At 48.1% G+C, this 14,767-nt stretch carries 28 protein-coding genes; all 28 read left to right on the top strand.

Annotated features, from left to right (window positions below; genetic code table 11):
• The first annotated feature begins 2 nt into the window (after nucleotides 1-2).
• Entirely contained in the window at nucleotides 3-677 is a 675-nt protein-coding gene (gene rpsC, locus GT1_RS16115; protein WP_188399581.1) for a 30S ribosomal protein S3, read from the top strand.
• Nucleotides 677-1,153 (top strand): 50S ribosomal protein L16, encoded by a 477-nt coding sequence (gene rplP, locus GT1_RS16110; protein ID WP_075752834.1) that lies wholly within the window; start codon nucleotides 677-679, stop codon nucleotides 1,151-1,153. Before rpsC ends, rplP begins: the two co-directional genes overlap by 1 nt.
• Nucleotides 1,143-1,340 carry a 50S ribosomal protein L29 gene (gene rpmC / locus GT1_RS16105; RefSeq protein ID WP_075752836.1) on the top strand — a complete coding sequence of 66 codons (198 nt, stop codon included), beginning with the start codon at nucleotides 1,143-1,145 and terminating at the stop codon, nucleotides 1,338-1,340. Before rplP ends, rpmC begins: the two co-directional genes overlap by 11 nt.
• A 43-nt stretch (nucleotides 1,341-1,383) precedes the next feature.
• Nucleotides 1,384-1,644, top strand: coding sequence for a 30S ribosomal protein S17 (gene rpsQ / locus GT1_RS16100; protein WP_188399580.1), 261 nt, complete (start codon nucleotides 1,384-1,386; stop codon nucleotides 1,642-1,644).
• Nucleotides 1,645-1,727: 83 nt separating this feature from the next.
• The gene (gene rplN, locus GT1_RS16095) at nucleotides 1,728-2,096 is read left to right on the top strand and encodes a 50S ribosomal protein L14 (protein WP_075752840.1); all 369 of its coding nucleotides are present in this window, start codon (nucleotides 1,728-1,730) and stop codon (nucleotides 2,094-2,096) included.
• Nucleotides 2,097-2,115: 19 nt separating this feature from the next.
• On the top strand, nucleotides 2,116-2,454 hold the full coding sequence (gene rplX, locus GT1_RS16090) for a 50S ribosomal protein L24 (RefSeq protein ID WP_075752842.1): 339 nt from the start codon (nucleotides 2,116-2,118) through the stop codon (nucleotides 2,452-2,454).
• A 30-nt stretch (nucleotides 2,455-2,484) separates the two neighbouring features.
• Complete coding sequence (rplE, locus tag GT1_RS16085; RefSeq protein WP_075752844.1) at nucleotides 2,485-3,030, top strand: 50S ribosomal protein L5; 546 nt, start codon at nucleotides 2,485-2,487, stop codon at nucleotides 3,028-3,030.
• 62 nt (nucleotides 3,031-3,092) lie between these two features.
• A complete protein-coding gene (locus GT1_RS16080) occupies nucleotides 3,093-3,278 on the top strand; it encodes a type Z 30S ribosomal protein S14 (RefSeq protein WP_075752846.1) in 186 nt (61 codons plus the stop codon).
• 33 nt (nucleotides 3,279-3,311) lie between these two features.
• Nucleotides 3,312-3,710 (top strand): 30S ribosomal protein S8, encoded by a 399-nt coding sequence (gene rpsH, locus GT1_RS16075; protein WP_075752848.1) that lies wholly within the window; start codon nucleotides 3,312-3,314, stop codon nucleotides 3,708-3,710.
• 23 nt (nucleotides 3,711-3,733) lie between these two features.
• Nucleotides 3,734-4,285 carry a 50S ribosomal protein L6 gene (rplF, locus tag GT1_RS16070; protein ID WP_075752850.1) on the top strand — a complete coding sequence of 184 codons (552 nt, stop codon included), beginning with the start codon at nucleotides 3,734-3,736 and terminating at the stop codon, nucleotides 4,283-4,285.
• Between the two features lie 38 nt (nucleotides 4,286-4,323).
• On the top strand, nucleotides 4,324-4,692 hold the full coding sequence (gene rplR / locus GT1_RS16065) for a 50S ribosomal protein L18 (RefSeq protein ID WP_075752852.1): 369 nt from the start codon (nucleotides 4,324-4,326) through the stop codon (nucleotides 4,690-4,692).
• A 17-nt stretch (nucleotides 4,693-4,709) separates the two neighbouring features.
• The gene (rpsE, locus tag GT1_RS16060; protein WP_075752854.1) at nucleotides 4,710-5,210 is read left to right on the top strand and encodes a 30S ribosomal protein S5; all 501 of its coding nucleotides are present in this window, start codon (nucleotides 4,710-4,712) and stop codon (nucleotides 5,208-5,210) included.
• Nucleotides 5,211-5,222: 12 nt separating this feature from the next.
• Complete coding sequence (gene rpmD / locus GT1_RS16055; RefSeq protein WP_075752856.1) at nucleotides 5,223-5,408, top strand: 50S ribosomal protein L30; 186 nt, start codon at nucleotides 5,223-5,225, stop codon at nucleotides 5,406-5,408.
• Between the two features lie 48 nt (nucleotides 5,409-5,456).
• Entirely contained in the window at nucleotides 5,457-5,897 is a 441-nt protein-coding gene (gene rplO, locus GT1_RS16050) for a 50S ribosomal protein L15 (RefSeq protein ID WP_075752858.1), read from the top strand.
• A complete protein-coding gene (secY, locus tag GT1_RS16045; RefSeq protein WP_188399579.1) occupies nucleotides 5,898-7,154 on the top strand; it encodes a preprotein translocase subunit SecY in 1,257 nt (418 codons plus the stop codon).
• 12 nt (nucleotides 7,155-7,166) lie between these two features.
• Nucleotides 7,167-7,820, top strand: coding sequence for an adenylate kinase (locus GT1_RS16040; protein ID WP_188399578.1), 654 nt, complete (start codon nucleotides 7,167-7,169; stop codon nucleotides 7,818-7,820).
• Nucleotides 7,817-8,563 (top strand): type I methionyl aminopeptidase, encoded by a 747-nt coding sequence (gene map, locus GT1_RS16035; protein WP_075752864.1) that lies wholly within the window; start codon nucleotides 7,817-7,819, stop codon nucleotides 8,561-8,563. The genes GT1_RS16040 and map overlap by 4 nt, the downstream gene beginning before the upstream one ends.
• 85 nt (nucleotides 8,564-8,648) lie before the next feature.
• Nucleotides 8,649-8,879: a hypothetical protein gene (locus GT1_RS16030; RefSeq protein ID WP_188399577.1), complete on the top strand. Its 231-nt coding sequence runs from the start codon at nucleotides 8,649-8,651 to the stop codon at nucleotides 8,877-8,879.
• A 3-nt stretch (nucleotides 8,880-8,882) separates the two neighbouring features.
• Nucleotides 8,883-9,101, top strand: a complete 219-nt coding sequence (gene infA / locus GT1_RS16025) for a translation initiation factor IF-1 (RefSeq protein ID WP_021168717.1) — start codon at nucleotides 8,883-8,885, stop codon at nucleotides 9,099-9,101.
• A gap of 86 nt (nucleotides 9,102-9,187) precedes the next feature.
• On the top strand, nucleotides 9,188-9,301 hold the full coding sequence (gene rpmJ / locus GT1_RS16020; protein WP_028971919.1) for a 50S ribosomal protein L36: 114 nt from the start codon (nucleotides 9,188-9,190) through the stop codon (nucleotides 9,299-9,301).
• Nucleotides 9,302-9,326: 25 nt separating this feature from the next.
• Nucleotides 9,327-9,698, top strand: a complete 372-nt coding sequence (gene rpsM / locus GT1_RS16015) for a 30S ribosomal protein S13 (protein WP_075752869.1) — start codon at nucleotides 9,327-9,329, stop codon at nucleotides 9,696-9,698.
• A 13-nt stretch (nucleotides 9,699-9,711) separates the two neighbouring features.
• The gene (gene rpsK / locus GT1_RS16010) at nucleotides 9,712-10,104 is read left to right on the top strand and encodes a 30S ribosomal protein S11 (protein WP_075752871.1); all 393 of its coding nucleotides are present in this window, start codon (nucleotides 9,712-9,714) and stop codon (nucleotides 10,102-10,104) included.
• A gap of 24 nt (nucleotides 10,105-10,128) precedes the next feature.
• On the top strand, nucleotides 10,129-10,761 hold the full coding sequence (gene rpsD, locus GT1_RS16005; RefSeq protein WP_188399576.1) for a 30S ribosomal protein S4: 633 nt from the start codon (nucleotides 10,129-10,131) through the stop codon (nucleotides 10,759-10,761).
• 64 nt (nucleotides 10,762-10,825) lie between these two features.
• Nucleotides 10,826-11,785: a DNA-directed RNA polymerase subunit alpha gene (locus GT1_RS16000; RefSeq protein WP_188399575.1), complete on the top strand. Its 960-nt coding sequence runs from the start codon at nucleotides 10,826-10,828 to the stop codon at nucleotides 11,783-11,785.
• A gap of 15 nt (nucleotides 11,786-11,800) precedes the next feature.
• Nucleotides 11,801-12,139, top strand: coding sequence for a 50S ribosomal protein L17 (gene rplQ, locus GT1_RS15995; RefSeq protein ID WP_075752877.1), 339 nt, complete (start codon nucleotides 11,801-11,803; stop codon nucleotides 12,137-12,139).
• A 146-nt stretch (nucleotides 12,140-12,285) separates the two neighbouring features.
• Entirely contained in the window at nucleotides 12,286-13,116 is an 831-nt protein-coding gene (locus GT1_RS15990; RefSeq protein WP_188399574.1) for an energy-coupling factor transporter ATPase, read from the top strand.
• Nucleotides 13,107-13,976 carry an energy-coupling factor transporter ATPase gene (locus GT1_RS15985; RefSeq protein ID WP_188399573.1) on the top strand — a complete coding sequence of 290 codons (870 nt, stop codon included), beginning with the start codon at nucleotides 13,107-13,109 and terminating at the stop codon, nucleotides 13,974-13,976. Before GT1_RS15990 ends, GT1_RS15985 begins: the two co-directional genes overlap by 10 nt.
• On the top strand, nucleotides 13,966-14,766 hold the full coding sequence (locus GT1_RS15980) for an energy-coupling factor transporter transmembrane protein EcfT (RefSeq protein WP_188399572.1): 801 nt from the start codon (nucleotides 13,966-13,968) through the stop codon (nucleotides 14,764-14,766). The genes GT1_RS15985 and GT1_RS15980 overlap by 11 nt, the downstream gene beginning before the upstream one ends.
• The last annotated feature ends 1 nt before the right edge of the window (nucleotide 14,767 follow it).

Here is a 14,767-nt window from a genome sequence, read left to right as displayed (position 1 = left end):
TAGTGGGTCAAAAAGTTAATCCGCATGGTCTTCGCCTTGGCATTATCAAAACTTGGGATGCAAGATGGTATGCCGATAAAGACTATGCTAAAAATCTGCATGAAGATATCAAAATCCGTGATATGCTGAAAGAAAAACTTTACACTTCCAACGTGTCGCAAATCATTATTGAGCGTGCGGCTAACCGGGTGAAAGTTACTATTCATACTGCTAAGCCTGGTATGGTAATCGGACGTGGCGGCAGTGGGATTGAGAACATCAAGAGATGGCTCAAAGAGCTTACCGGCAAAAACATTGACGTAAACATTGCCGAAATCAAGCAAGCCGAACTGGATGCTACCTTGGTTGCTGAAAACATTGCTGCTCAGCTCGAAAAGCGTATTGCTTTCCGCCGGGCGATGAAGCAATCAGTAACCCGTACCATGCGTATGGGCGCAAAAGGAATCAAAGTAATGGTTGGCGGTCGTTTGGGCGGCGCTGAAATTGCCCGTACCGAAAGCTACCGTGAAGGCAGTATTCCTTTGCACACCCTGCGTGCCGATATTGATTATGGCACAGCAGAAGCACACACCACCTATGGCCGTATTGGCGTAAAAGTTTGGATTTACAAAGGCGAAATTCTGCCTGAAGCCAAAAAAACTGTTGTCGCCGCTGCCGTTGAAGGGGGCGAAAAATAATGCTTATCCCAAAAAGAGTAAAGCATCGCAAACAATTCCGCGGACGTATGACCGGTAAAGCCACTAAAGGCAATACCGTATCCCATGGCGAATTCGGACTTGTTGCTCTCGAGCCGGCTTGGATTACCAACCGTCAAATCGAAGCAGCCCGTATTGCTATGACCCGTTACATTAAACGGGGTGGTAAAGTTTGGATCAAGATATTCCCGGACAAGCCGATTACTGCTAAGCCGGCCGAGACTCGCATGGGTAGCGGTAAAGGTTCACCTGAATATTGGGTAGCTGTTGTTAAGCCAGGTCGTGTTATGTTTGAAATGGACGGTGTGGCTGAAGAAGTAGCCCGTGAAGCTATGCGTCTGGCAGCTCACAAACTGCCGATCAAAACCAAATTCGTTAAGCGGGAGGATACCGCTCATTTGGATATGGACGCACCGGGCGTCAATGCTAAACTGGGTGGTGAAATAAATGAAGGCTAATGATATCCGCGATATGAGTGCAGCCGAACTTGACCAAAACCTGAACAAGTTAAAAGAAGAATTGTTCAACCTGCGGTTCCAACACGCAACCGGCCAATTGGATAACCCAATGCGGATTCCTGCCGTCAAGAAAACAATTGCCCGTATCAAAACCGTTCAGCGTCAACGTGAACTTAAGGCCCAGTAATTTTGGGGGCGCAATGTTAATGAGTGAAGGGAGGCAATGACTAGTGACCGTTGAAAGAAACGAACGCAAGGTCCGGATTGGCAAAGTCGTAAGCGACAAAATGGAAAAAACAGTTGTAGTGGCCGTGGAACGTTTAGTACGGCACCCACTGTACCATAAATCGATTAAACAAACCGTGAAGTTTAAAGCTCATGATGAGAATAACGAAAGCCATATCGGCGATACCGTTAAAATTATGGAAACCCGCCCGCTTTCCAAAGAAAAACGCTGGCGCGTAGTGGAAGTTCTCGAAAGAGCAAAGTAGTATTTAGTTTAAACCAAGCAAGCTAGCTTCTAATGCTCGGCTGCCACGCGCATCGAGCCTCATGAGGAAGGAGGATAAGCACTATGATTCAACAGCAGACCATCATGAATGTTGCTGATAATACCGGCGCCAAACAAATTATGTGCATCCGCGTACTGGGTGGCTCATATCGCCGCTATGCCAACATTGGCGATGTTATCGTTGCATCCGTTAAAGACGCTACACCCGGTGGCGTTGTCAAGAAAGGCGATGTAGTTAAAGCCGTTGTCGTTCGCTCCAAAAAAGGATTACGCCGTCCGGACGGCTCCTATATCCGGTTTGACGAAAATGCCGCAGTTGTTATTAAAGAAGACAAAAGCCCGAGAGGTACACGGATATTTGGACCAGTAGCCCGCGAGCTCAGGGACAAAGAATTCATGAAAATTATCTCACTGGCACCGGAAGTTATCTAGATTAAGGAGGTGTCCTTAAGTGTCAGAAGCTCAAAAGCTGCACGTTAAAAAAGGCGACAAAGTCGTCGTGCTGTCTGGTAAAGACAAAGGCAAAGAAGGCAAAATAGTTGAAGCTCTGCCGAAAAAGGGCAAAGTTGTGATTGAAGGCGTAAACAAAGTAAAACGCCACACTAAGCCGAGCCAAAAAGCTCCCCAGGGCGGCATTATTGTGAAAGAAGCTCCTATTGCTTCGGCCAAAGTTATGCTTGTTTGCCCGGCATGCGACAAACCTACCCGCATTAAAAAATCGCAGCAGGCCAGTGGCTCGTTTGTCCGTGCCTGCAAAAAATGCGGCGAAGTTATTGATAAAGATAAGTAAAACCATTCTTTCCTGAAAGGAGGTTAACTCATGGCTACAACAAGACTTAAAGAAAAATATGCAAATGAAGTAGCACAAGCTATGATGCAGAAATTTGGATACAAAAACGTCATGGAAATTCCCAAAGTCGAGAAAGTGGTTATCAACATGGGTGTTGGCGAAGCAGTAGGCAACCCCAAAGTTCTCGATGCGGCTGTAAATGATATGACTTTAATCGCCGGTCAAAAACCGGTTATAACCAGAGCAAAAAAATCCATCGCTGCTTTCAAAATTCGTGAAGGTATGCCGATTGGTGCCAAAGTTACCATGCGCGGTGAACGGATGTATCAATTCCTTGATAAACTGTTCAACATCGCATTGCCCCGGGTACGTGACTTCCGCGGTATTAACCCGAAAGCATTCGACGGACGCGGCAACTATACGCTTGGTGTTAAAGAGCAATTGATCTTCCCGGAAATTGACTACGATAAAGTGGACAAAATCCGCGGTATGGATATCATCATTGTTACCACCGCCAAGACTGACGAAGAAGCAAGAGAGTTACTGAAACTAATGGGTATGCCATTTAGCGCATAATTGAATCTGTCCATTAACGCCCGTCTCTAGATGGGACAGTTTAAACAGAAGGAGGGAATTCGGTGGCCAAAAAGGCTTTGATTGAGAAATGGAAAAACGAGCCTAAATTTAAGGTGCGTAAGTATAACCGCTGCAAAATTTGCGGACGTCCGCACGGATATATGCGTAAATTTGAAATGTGCCGGATTTGTTTCCGGGAACTGAGCTACAAAGGCGCCATTCCTGGAGTAACCAAGGCAAGCTGGTAGTAGCAGCAACATATAGGAAGGGGGTTCTAACACATGGTAATGACCGATCCGATTGCAGATATGCTTACGCGCATTCGCAACGCCAACTCGGTTTATCACGATAAAGTCGAGATTCCGGCATCGAAAATTAAACAAGCCGTAGTCCAAATCCTGAAAGACGAAGGTTTTGTTAAAGATTACGACATGATCCAAGATGGCAAGCAGGGAATGCTGCGGGTTAGCCTAAAATACGGCCCAAATCGCGAAAAAGTAATTACAGGAATCAAGCGCATTTCTAAGCCCGGTCTTCGCGTTTATGCTAAGAAAGAACAGCTGCCGCGCGTACTGGGTGGTCTCGGGATTGCGATTATCTCAACCTCAAAAGGCATCATGAGCGATAAAACCGCTCGTAAAGAAGGTCTGGGCGGCGAAGTAATCGCATACGTTTGGTAGTCTAGTGATACAGGAGGTGCAATATGTCTAGAATTGGTAGGACTCCCATAGCTGTTCCTGCTGGCGTTACCGTAACCATCGGCGACAGCAATTTCGTAACAGTTAAAGGCCCTAAAGGCGAACTGACCCGCCAACTCCACCCTGATATGATTATCGAGCTGGAAGGCAGCGTCATCAACGTCAAACGGCCTACAGATAATAAACAACACCGTTCGCTCCACGGTTTGACCCGGACGTTGGTCAGCAACATGGTAACCGGAGTAACACAAGGTTTCGCGAAAACCTTAGAAATTGCCGGTGTAGGCTATCGTGCTGCTAAAGCTGGTCAAAAACTGGCGCTTACCTTAGGCTTTTCCCATCCGTTGGAAGTTGAACCGCCTACAGGTATCACCATTGATGTTCCCGCACCTAACCGGATTGTAGTTTCCGGTATTGATAAAGAAGCGGTCGGTGCACTTGCTGCTAAAATTCGCGGTTATCGCGAACCGGAACCGTATAAAGGTAAAGGCATCAAATACGAAGGCGAAATTATCCGCCGCAAAGTCGGTAAAGCCGGCGGTAAAGGCAAGAAATAAACTCAAAAAAGGTAATTTAGGCGAAAGGAGTGAACACCTTGCTGCGTAAACCAAGCAAAAACATCGCGCGCCAAAAGCGGCAATTAAGAGCACGGAAAACTCTGATTGGCACCGTTGAACGCCCGCGTCTAAACGTATTCCGCAGTTTGAAGCATATTTATGCTCAGATTATCAACGATAAAACCGGTACTACCTTAGTAGCGGCCAGCACACTGGATAAGGACATCAGTGCTAAAGTTGAATACGGTGGAAATACAGATGCAGCCAAAGCTGTAGGCGAGGCAATCGCTAAACGGGCCCTCGAAAAAGGAATCACTAAAGTGGTATTTGACCGCGCCGGCTATATCTATCACGGCCGCGTGGCTGCTCTGGCAGCTGCTGCACGCGAAGCCGGACTTGAATTCTAAGAAAAGGAGGGAAATTAGTGGCTAGAATTGATTATACCGGTCTTGACCTTAAAGAAAGAGTAGTGTTCATTAACCGGGTTGCTAAGGTAGTAAAAGGCGGCAGACGCTTTTCCTTCAGTGCGCTGGTAGTTGTCGGCGACGGCGACGGCCATGTCGGTTTCGGCTTGGGCAAAGCTGCCGAAGTACCGGAAGCTATTCGTAAAGGCGTAGAAGACGCTAAAAAAAGTCTTATCAAGGTTCCTCTTGTCGGCACCACCATTCCCCATCAAATTACAGGTGAATTTGGCGCAGGCAAGGTATTGTTAAAGCCTGCCTCCGAAGGTACTGGCGTAATTGCCGGCGGTCCGGCCCGTGCGGTGCTTGAACTTGCTGGTATTAAAGATATCTTAACCAAATCACTTGGTTCATCTAATGCCAACAACGTAGTACGTGCCACCATAGTCGGCCTTAGCCAACTTAAACGCGCTGAAGAAGTTGCCAGCCTGCGCGGCAAGACCGTTCAGGAACTGTTGGGTTAAGGAGGTAACATCATGGCGAAAATCAAAATTACTTTGACCCGTAGCTTGATTGGCAGACCCGAAGACCAACGCGCAACCGTAAAAGCTTTAGGTCTCAAGAAAACCAACAGCTCGGTCGTACAGGAAGATAATGCGGTAATCAGAGGAATGGTTCGCAAAGTAGAACACCTTGTTACTGTAGCAGAAGTAGCTGAATAAATTACAAAATGGCGTTAGCCAATATACTAGTTCAAGGAGGTGCTGTTAATGAAATTACATGAATTAGCTCCAGCGCCTGGTTCAAAAAAAGTTCGCACCCGTGTAGGCCGTGGACTTGGTTCCGGTCTTGGTAAAACTTCCGGTAAAGGCCACAAAGGTCAAAAAGCCCGTGCCGGCGGCGGTGTGCGTCCTGGTTTTGAAGGCGGCCAAAAGCCCTTGTACTTAAGATTGCCCAAACGTGGCTTCACCAATATATTTGCCAAAGAATACAGCGAAGTTAACGTAGCTGTACTCAACCGCTTTGACAACGGAACGGTGGTTGATCTTGAGGCATTGGTAGAAGCTGGTGTAATCAAAAAAGTGCTTGACGGTCTTAGAATCTTAGGCAATGGCGAGCTTAACAAGGCTCTTACAGTAAAAGCCAATGGCTTTACTAAGTCGGCCGCTGAAAAAATTCAGGCAGCCGGCGGTTCTGTCGAGGTGATTTAATTGCTGGCAGGGCTCTCGAACGTTTTAAAGATTACCGAACTGAGGCAAAAGGTAGTATTTACCTTAATTATGTTCCTGGTGTTTCGCTTAGGCACACATATCCCGGTACCGGGAGTGAATGCCTCTGTCATCGAGCAGCTGTTTACTCAAGGTAATCTGTTTGGGCTTCTGGATATGTTTTCAGGTGGTGCTCTCAGCAAGTTTTCAATTTTTGCGATGAGCATAACGCCCTATATCAATGCTTCGATTATCATGCAGCTACTCACCGTAGTTGTACCGAAATTTGAGCAATGGTCCAAAGAAGGCGATGAAGGTCGTAAAAAAATTACCCAAATTACCCGCTATGGTACTGTTGTGCTTGGTTTTATCCAAGCCATTGGTATGGCCTTTGGCCTAAAAGTAGCTATCATCAACCCCGGGGTTGGCTCTATCCTGCTTGTGGCGATTACCCTGACCGCAGGAACGACGTTCTTAATGTGGGTGGGTGAGCAAATCACCGATAAAGGGATTGGGAACGGTATCTCGCTGATTATCTTTGCCGGTATCGTATCAAGCCTGCCGGGTGGCATCTATACGATGTTTGAGTATTTGAGTGCCGGAACAATTAGTATATTTAGTCTGCTATTGTTCTTAATAATTGGTTTGGCCATGATTGTATTTGTTATCGCAATACAGCAAGGCCAGCGCAGAATTCCTGTTCAGTATGCCAAACGGGTAGTTGGCCGGAAAATGTATGGTGGCCATTCTACTCACATTCCGCTGAAAGTAAATCAAGCGGGCGTTATTCCGATAATCTTTGCGTCATCTGTGCTGATGTTCCCAGTAACCATTGCTCAGTTTATTAATGTTCCCTGGGTAAAAACCGTGGCAGAGTGGTTTGCGTGGGGCACGCCGATGCAGACAGTTTTGTATGCGCTCTTAATCGTGTTCTTTACGTATTTCTACACTGCGGTTACTGTGAATATATCAGATATGGCAGAGAACATGAAAAAACACGGCGGATTTATTCCGGGCATCAGGCCGGGTAAACCCACCGCCGATTATTTAGACCGGATTATGACCAGAATTACCCTGGCCGGATCCATATTCTTGGCCATCATCGCCATATTGCCAAACTTCATCGGAGCCATAACCAATATCCAGGGAGTGTATTTTGGCGGTACAGCTCTGCTCATTGTAGTAGGCGTGGCCTTAGACACCATGAAGCAAATTGAGGCGCTGGTACTCATGCGTCATTATCAAGGCTTCATGAAGTAGGAGGTAGTGGTCATGTTTATTCTGTTAATGGGCCCGCCTGGTGCCGGTAAAGGCACCCAGGCGGCCAAACTGGTAGAGAAATTCAAAATTCCCCATATCTCCACAGGAGATATGTTCCGGGCAGCCGTTAAAGAAGGCACCGAGCTTGGAAAACAGGCTAAAGCCTGTATGGATGCGGGTCAACTGGTGCCTGACAGTGTCACTATCGGCATTGTCAAAGAGCGCCTGGCGAAAGAGGATTGCCAAACAGGTTTTATCCTTGACGGTTTTCCCCGTACCACTGTCCAAGCCGAAGCGCTTGACCGCACATTGACAGAGCTCGCCATTAAGCTTGACCGGGTTATTAATATTACGGCTCCGAGTTCAGAATTGGTTGGCCGTATGACCGGCCGCCGGATTTGCAAAAGCTGCGGTGCCACGTATCATGTAGCCTTTAATGCTCCGCAAACAAGCGGCGTTTGTGACAAATGTAATGGCGAACTGTACCAGCGGGCTGATGATACGGAAGAAACGGTAGTCAACCGCTTATCGGTATATCAGGCGCAAACCCAGCCCCTGATTGAGTATTATCAGGATAAGGGACTATATACCGAAATTAACGGGCTTCAACCGATTGACGATGTTCTAAACGATATTGTCGGCAGCTTGCGAGGCGGGCAAGTATGATTATCTTAAAGTCACAAAGGGAACTTAATTACCTGCGTGATGCCGGGCGAATAGTGGCCGAAACGCTTGCAGAAATAAAAAAAGCGGCGCAACCTGATGTCACTACGCTTGAACTTGACAGGATTGCTGAGCAGTATATTAAAAGCAAGGGTGCAACGCCGGCCTTTAAAGGCTATCACGGCTTCCCCGGCAATATCTGCGCCTCGATCAACGATGAGGTAGTACATGGCATTCCTGGATTAAAAAGGTTAAAAACTGGAGATAATGTAAGTATTGACATTGGCGCTTTCATTAATGGTTATTGTGGTGACGCTGCGATAACTGTTGCTATCGGTGAAGTAGACGCTGAAGTTGAGAAACTTATCGAGGTAACCGAGCAGTCGTTATATAAAGGGATTGAGCAAGCTATCGCAGGAAATCGCTTGGGCGATATCTCCCATAGCATTCAAGCCTACGCTGAGGGGCATGGTTACGGTGTGGTGCGCGATTTTGTCGGGCACGGCATCGGCAGGAACATGCACGAAGACCCGCAAGTACCTAACTATGGGCTTCCCGGACGCGGCCCGCGATTAAAAGCTGGTATGACATTAGCAATAGAGCCTATGATTAACGCAGGGACTCATGAGGTCAAGACCTTGAGTGACAACTGGACAGTAGTGACTGCTGACGGCAAGCGTTCGGCTCATTTTGAACACACCATTGCCATTACGGCCGATGGTCCGGAAATATTAACAAAACTATAGGAGGAGACGGCTTGTGCCAGATGGAACTATAATCCCAGGGCACATTGTAATATCATCAGCAGGACGTGATGCTGGCCACGCTTATATGGTAATAGGGTGGTATAAGCCGCAAACTCTTCTGGTAGCTGACGGACGCGGACGTAAAGTCACCAGTCCTAAGAAAAAGAACGTTAAACACGTAAGAAGGCTTTCTATTGCTAATCCTATGACGGAAACAGTCACCGGTGCTTTAACAATTACCGATGAAAACATCCGTCAGGCGCTCGCCCAATTTAGGCGGCCGGATAAGCTGGTAAAAGCGGACGAGGAGGAATAGCTCATGTCCAAACAAGATGTAATTGAAGTGGAAGGTACAGTCGTTGAGGCTCTGCCTAACGCTATGTTCCAGGTAAAATTGGAGAACGGTCATATTGTACTGGCGCATGTATCAGGAAAAATTCGCATGAACTTTATTCGGATTTTACCTGGCGATAAAGTTACTATTGAACTAACACCGTACGATTTGAAACGCGGCCGTATTACCTATAGGTTTAAATAGGTTGTTAGTTATCGGTCGTCGGTCGTCAGGTTCTGTCCTGACAACTGGCCACTGACGGCGGATGACCGCTAAAGGGAGGTTTAATTATGAAAGTAAGGCCATCAGTTAAGCCTATATGTGAGAAATGCAAAATCATCAAACGGCATGGCCGGGTAATGGTGATTTGTGAAAATCCCAAACATAAACAAAAACAAGGCTAAAAAAAGTGAGGGGGTGGATTAAACCATGGCACGTATTGCCGGTGTAGACTTACCGCGTGACAAACGCATTGAAATTGCTTTAACATATATCTATGGTATTGGACTTACCTTATCAAAAGAGATCCTTGCCAAGACCGGAATCAACCCGGACACCAGGACTCGGGACTTGACTGAGGAAGAAGTTGCTAAACTGCGTGAATCCATTGACAAAAACTATCACGTAGAAGGCGACCTTCGTCGGGAAGAAGCTCTAAATATTAAGCGGCTCATTGAGATCGGCTCTTATCGTGGCAAGCGGCATCGCATGGGTCTTCCTGTACGCGGTCAGCGTACCAAGACCAATGCCCGTACCCGCAAAGGCCCGAAACGGACTGTCGGCGCTAAAAAGAAGAAGTAAGGAGGGGTAACCTTTGGCTCAAAAGAAAGTCGCAAGACCAAAACGCAGAGAACGTAAAAATATAGAACATGGTGTTGCTCATATCCGTTCGACTTTTAACAACACCATCGTCACCATTACTGATACCAGAGGCAATGCCATTTCCTGGGCAAGCGCTGGCGGACTGGGCTTTAGAGGATCGCGCAAAAGCACACCGTTTGCTGCTCAAATGGCTGCCGAAACTGCAGCTAAAGCTGCCATGGAACATGGCCTCAAGCAAATCGAAGTATTTGTAAAAGGTCCCGGATCAGGCCGTGAAGCGGCTATCCGCTCCCTTCAGGCTGCTGGCCTTGAAGTAAATATGATTAAAGACGTAACACCCATTCCGCATAATGGATGCCGTCCGCCGAAAAGAAGAAGAGTTTAAGGAATTGGGAGGTGTTTGGTAAGAATGGCAAAATATACAGGACCTGTTTGCAGATTATGCCGCCGCGAAGGTGCAAAACTGTATCTTAAAGGCGACAGATGCTATAGTGATAAATGCTCGTTCACAGAGCGCGGCTTTGCTCCCGGCCAGCATGGCGCCGGTCAAACCCGTAAAAAAGTTTCCGAATATGGCATTCAGCTGCGGGAGAAGCAAAAAACCCGCCGTATTTACGGTGTGCTTGAACGCCAATTCCACAACTACTTTGTAAAAGCTGACCGCCAAAAAGGCATTACCGGTGAAAACCTTTTGGTAATGCTGGAAAGAAGACTTGACAATGTTGTTTTCCGCATGGGGCTGGCCGAAAGCCGCAACCAGGCAAGACAACTGGTACGTCATGGCCTTATCAGAGTTAATGGCCGCCGCGTCAACATTCCGTCTTTCCTGGTAAAAGCAGGCGACGCCGTTGGTGTACGCGAAGAAAGTAAACAATCACCCATTATCAAAAAAATTGCCGAATCGTTAGGGTCTAAGCAAGCTCCGATTTGGCTTGAAGTGAACGCTGAAGATATGAGCGGTAAGGTTATGCGCTACCCCACCCGGGAGGAAATTGATATTCCTATCCAGGAGCATCTCATTGTCGAGTTGTATTCAAGATAATCTGCCCTCAACCGTGGCGATGGCGTAACGTAAGAGTTTGGCCAAATGAGGAGGGTTTTTCCGGATGATTGAAATCGAAAAACCGAAGATCGATATAGTGGAAATAAGTGAAGACAACCGATATGGCAAATTTGTGTGGGAACCGCTTGACAGGGGCTTTGGCATTACGCTGGGCAACAGCTTAAGACGGGTACTTCTTTCCTCTTTGCCTGGCGCGGCTGTAACCTCGGTGAAAATCGATGGTGTGCTTCATGAATTTGCCACTATCCCCGGTGTTCGGGAGGACGTCACCGACATAATTCTCAACCTAAAAGAATTGTGTATTAAAATGCATAGTGACGAGCCAAAAGTTTTACTGGTTGAAGCGTCTGAAGACGGTGAAATCACCGCAGGCGATATTAAGGCCGACGCTGACATTGAAATTCTAAACCCTGAACTCCACTTGGCGACAGTAGGTGCCGGCGGCAAGCTCCGCATGGAAATCATGGTTGAAAAAGGCAAAGGCTATGTACCGGCTGACAAAAATAAAAAGCCCGACCATGTCATCGGGGTTATACCTATTGACTCCATCTTCTCGCCCATTGTCCGCGTCAATTATAACGTATCCGACACCCGTGTCGGCAACGTAACCAATTATGACAAGCTGACATTGGAAGTATGGACAGATGGCAGTATGCGTCCCGAAGAAGCTGTCAGCAAAGCTGCTGGCATAATGGTGTCGCACCTGAAATTGTTTCAAAATATTGCCGGAGAACCTCCTGAAGAGGATGAGGGTCAGGGTTTGGTTTCTGAAGAACCGGCTGAGGGTAAAAACAGGACAATGGAAATGACCATTGAAGACCTGGACCTCTCGGTGCGTTCTTACAACTGCTTGAAACGGGCCGGAATCAACACCGTGGCTGAACTTGTACAAAAGAGCGAAGAAGATATGATGAAAGTTCGCAACTTGGGCAGGAAGTCACTGGAAGAAGTTAAGAAAAAGATTGTTGAAATGGGTCTGGCACTTGCAGAACACGAAGAGTAAAGGGAGGGAAGAGTTGTGGCCTACAGAAAGTTAGGACGGGACACCAGTGCGCGTAAAGCGTTGTTTCGCAGCATGTTAACTTCCTTCTTTGCATATGAGCGTATTGAGACAACAGAAGCTAAGGCAAAAGAAATCAGCGGCATGGCCGAAAAAATGATCACTTTAGCCAAGCGAGGCGACCTGCATGCACGTCGCCAAGTGTTATCAAGCCTCTACGACGAAGAAGTTGTAACAAAACTGTTTGATGTAATTGCCCCTAAATATGCTGAGCGTCAAGGTGGTTATACCCGGGTGCTTAAGCTGGGACCGCGTCGCGGCGATGCAGCTCCGATGGCGATTATCGAATTAGTGTAACACGTAAAAGACGAGGGCGGCCCGGCGGGTCGCCTTTATTCTTACAAACTATCGGTTTCCTATTCAAATATCTGACAAGAAGTTATACAATAGACTTGGCAGACTACTAGTCATTGTACTTTGTGCAAAGGGGTGGAGCACCTCATATGGGAGAACTTATTAAAATTGAAAACATGCGTCATACATATCCTGGCTATGATGGCCAGGAGGTACATGCGCTTACCGATATTAATCTCACCATCGAACAGGGTGAATTTCTTGCCGTCATTGGCACCAATGGTTCGGGAAAATCAACCCTGGCAAAACATCTCAACGCCCTCATCCTGCCCACCGGCGGTAAGTGCCTGGTAGCCGGCATGGATACTTCCGACCCGGCTAACGTGTGGAACATTCGCCAGCAAGTGGGCATGGTGTTTCAGAATCCTGACAACCAAATTGTGGCTGCGATTGTGGAAGAAGACGTAGCCTTTGGTCCGGAGAATTTAGGTGTACCGCCTGTGGAAATTTCCCGGCGGGTGACCGAATCGCTGGCGCTGGTTAATATGGAGGAATACCGTCATCATGGCCCCCATCTCCTGTCCGGCGGACAAAAACAGCGGGTAGCTATTGCCGGTGTTTTGGCCATGCGGCCCAAATGCCTGGTGCTTGATGAACCCACGGCCATGCTGGACCCCCGTGGGCGCAAGGAAGTGCTTGATACCGTGTACCGGTTAAATAAAGAAGGTATTACTGTTGTTTATATTACCCACTTCATGGAAGAAGCTGTTGCCGCCCATCGGGTAGTGGTTATGGAGCAAGGCAAGGTTGTCCTGGAAGGGACACCGGCAGAGGTCTTCTGTCAGGTAGAAAAGTTAAAGGCTATGGGCTTAGATGTTCCGGCAGCGGCAGAAGTGGCTGCCTGCCTGCGGGAGCAAGGCATAACACTGGACCAAACGATAATAAGTGATGAACAACTGGTGGTGGCTCTATGTCCATAAGCTTCGAAAACGTTACCTATACCTATATGCCGAAAACCCCTTATCAGCGGACTGCTATCCAGAATATTAACCTCACCATCCAAAATGGCGAGTTTGTCGGCATTATCGGGCACACCGGCTCAGGCAAATCCACGCTTGTGCAGCATATGAACGGACTGATTACCCCTACCTCCGGCCATGTGCGCGTGGAAGGCATTGACTTAAAGGACAAGAATCAGGCGGCGCGTGATGCCAGACGGCGGGTAGGCATGGTCTTTCAATATCCGGAGCACCAGCTTTTTGAAGAAACCATCTACCAGGATATTGCATTCGGACCTAAAAACTTGAGTATACCGGAAGATCAAATCGAGAGCCGGGTACGCCGGGCGATGGAGTTTGTCGGCCTGGATTTTGCCACCTTTAAAGACCGTTCCCCGTTTAACCTGAGCGGCGGTCAAATGCGCAGGGTAGCCATTGCCGGCGTTATTGCCCTCGAACCCGCCTATCTGGTGCTGGATGAACCGGCGGCCGGGCTTGATCCGCGCGGGCGTGACGAGATCTTTGGCCAAATTGTCAAGCTGCACCAGCAAACAGATACAACCGTCATATTGGTATCACATAATATGGAGGATGTCGCCCGGTTTGCCACCCGGGTACTGGTTATGAACGGCGGACAAATTACTCTTGACGGGCCGCCGGAGGATATTTTTACCCACGGACGGGAGGAACTTACCGCGGCAGGGCTTGATGTACCGCCGCTTACCGCACTTATTGACAAGCTGCAGGCTAAGGGCTTGCCGATCAGCAATACCGCTCTAACCGCCGAAGCTGCGGCCCGGGAAATCTCTAAAGCCATTAGGGGGCGGACACATGCTCAATGATATTACACTGGGACAATACTTCCCCGGAAATTCGCCCATTCACTTGCTGGATCCCCGCACCAAAATCCTGGGCATTGTTCTTTATATTTTCACCATCTTTCTGGCGGAGGGCTATCTGGCGTACGCCATCCTGATAGCCTTTGCTGTTATGGCAGTGCTCATTTCGGCTATTCCTTTCCGGTTAGTCCTCAAGTCAATTAAGCCATTATGGATTATTGTCTTACTGACACTGGCCATTCATGTTTTCACAACTCCCGGCACAGTGATTGGTAACCTGGGCCCGCTGACTGTCACCCAGGAAGGGACACGCATGGGCGTACTCATGTCGCTGCGGCTGGTGCTGCTCATTGCCGTATCCTCCCTGCTGACGTTTACCACTTCGCCCATTGCGTTGACTGACGGTATCGAGCGGCTGTTAAATCCGTTCCGCCGCCTGGGCGTACCGGCCCATGAGCTGGCGATGATGATGACAATTGCCCTGCGCTTTATTCCTACCCTGCTGGAAGAGACTGACCGGATTATGAAGGCACAGATGGCTCGCGGTGCAGATTTTGCTTCAGGAAATATTTTAAAACGGGCCAAAAATATGGTGCCGCTATTGGTGCCGCTGTTTATCAGTGCCTTTCGCCGGGCAGATGAACTGGCTGTTGCCATGGAGGCCAGATGCTACCGCGGCGGCGAAAACCGCACCAGGATGAAAGAGCTTAAACTTGGTACGCGAGACATGCTGGCGGCTGTTGTGCTGGCAATATTGCCGGTAATACTGCTCGCTGTTAAGCATATAAAATAGC

The sequence above is a fragment of the Sporomusa sp. GT1 genome (assembly GCF_014634905.1).
In the GTDB taxonomy this organism is placed as follows: domain Bacteria; phylum Bacillota; class Negativicutes; order Sporomusales; family Sporomusaceae; genus Sporomusa; species Sporomusa sphaeroides.
This window is presented reverse-complemented; position numbering and strand designations above follow the sequence as displayed.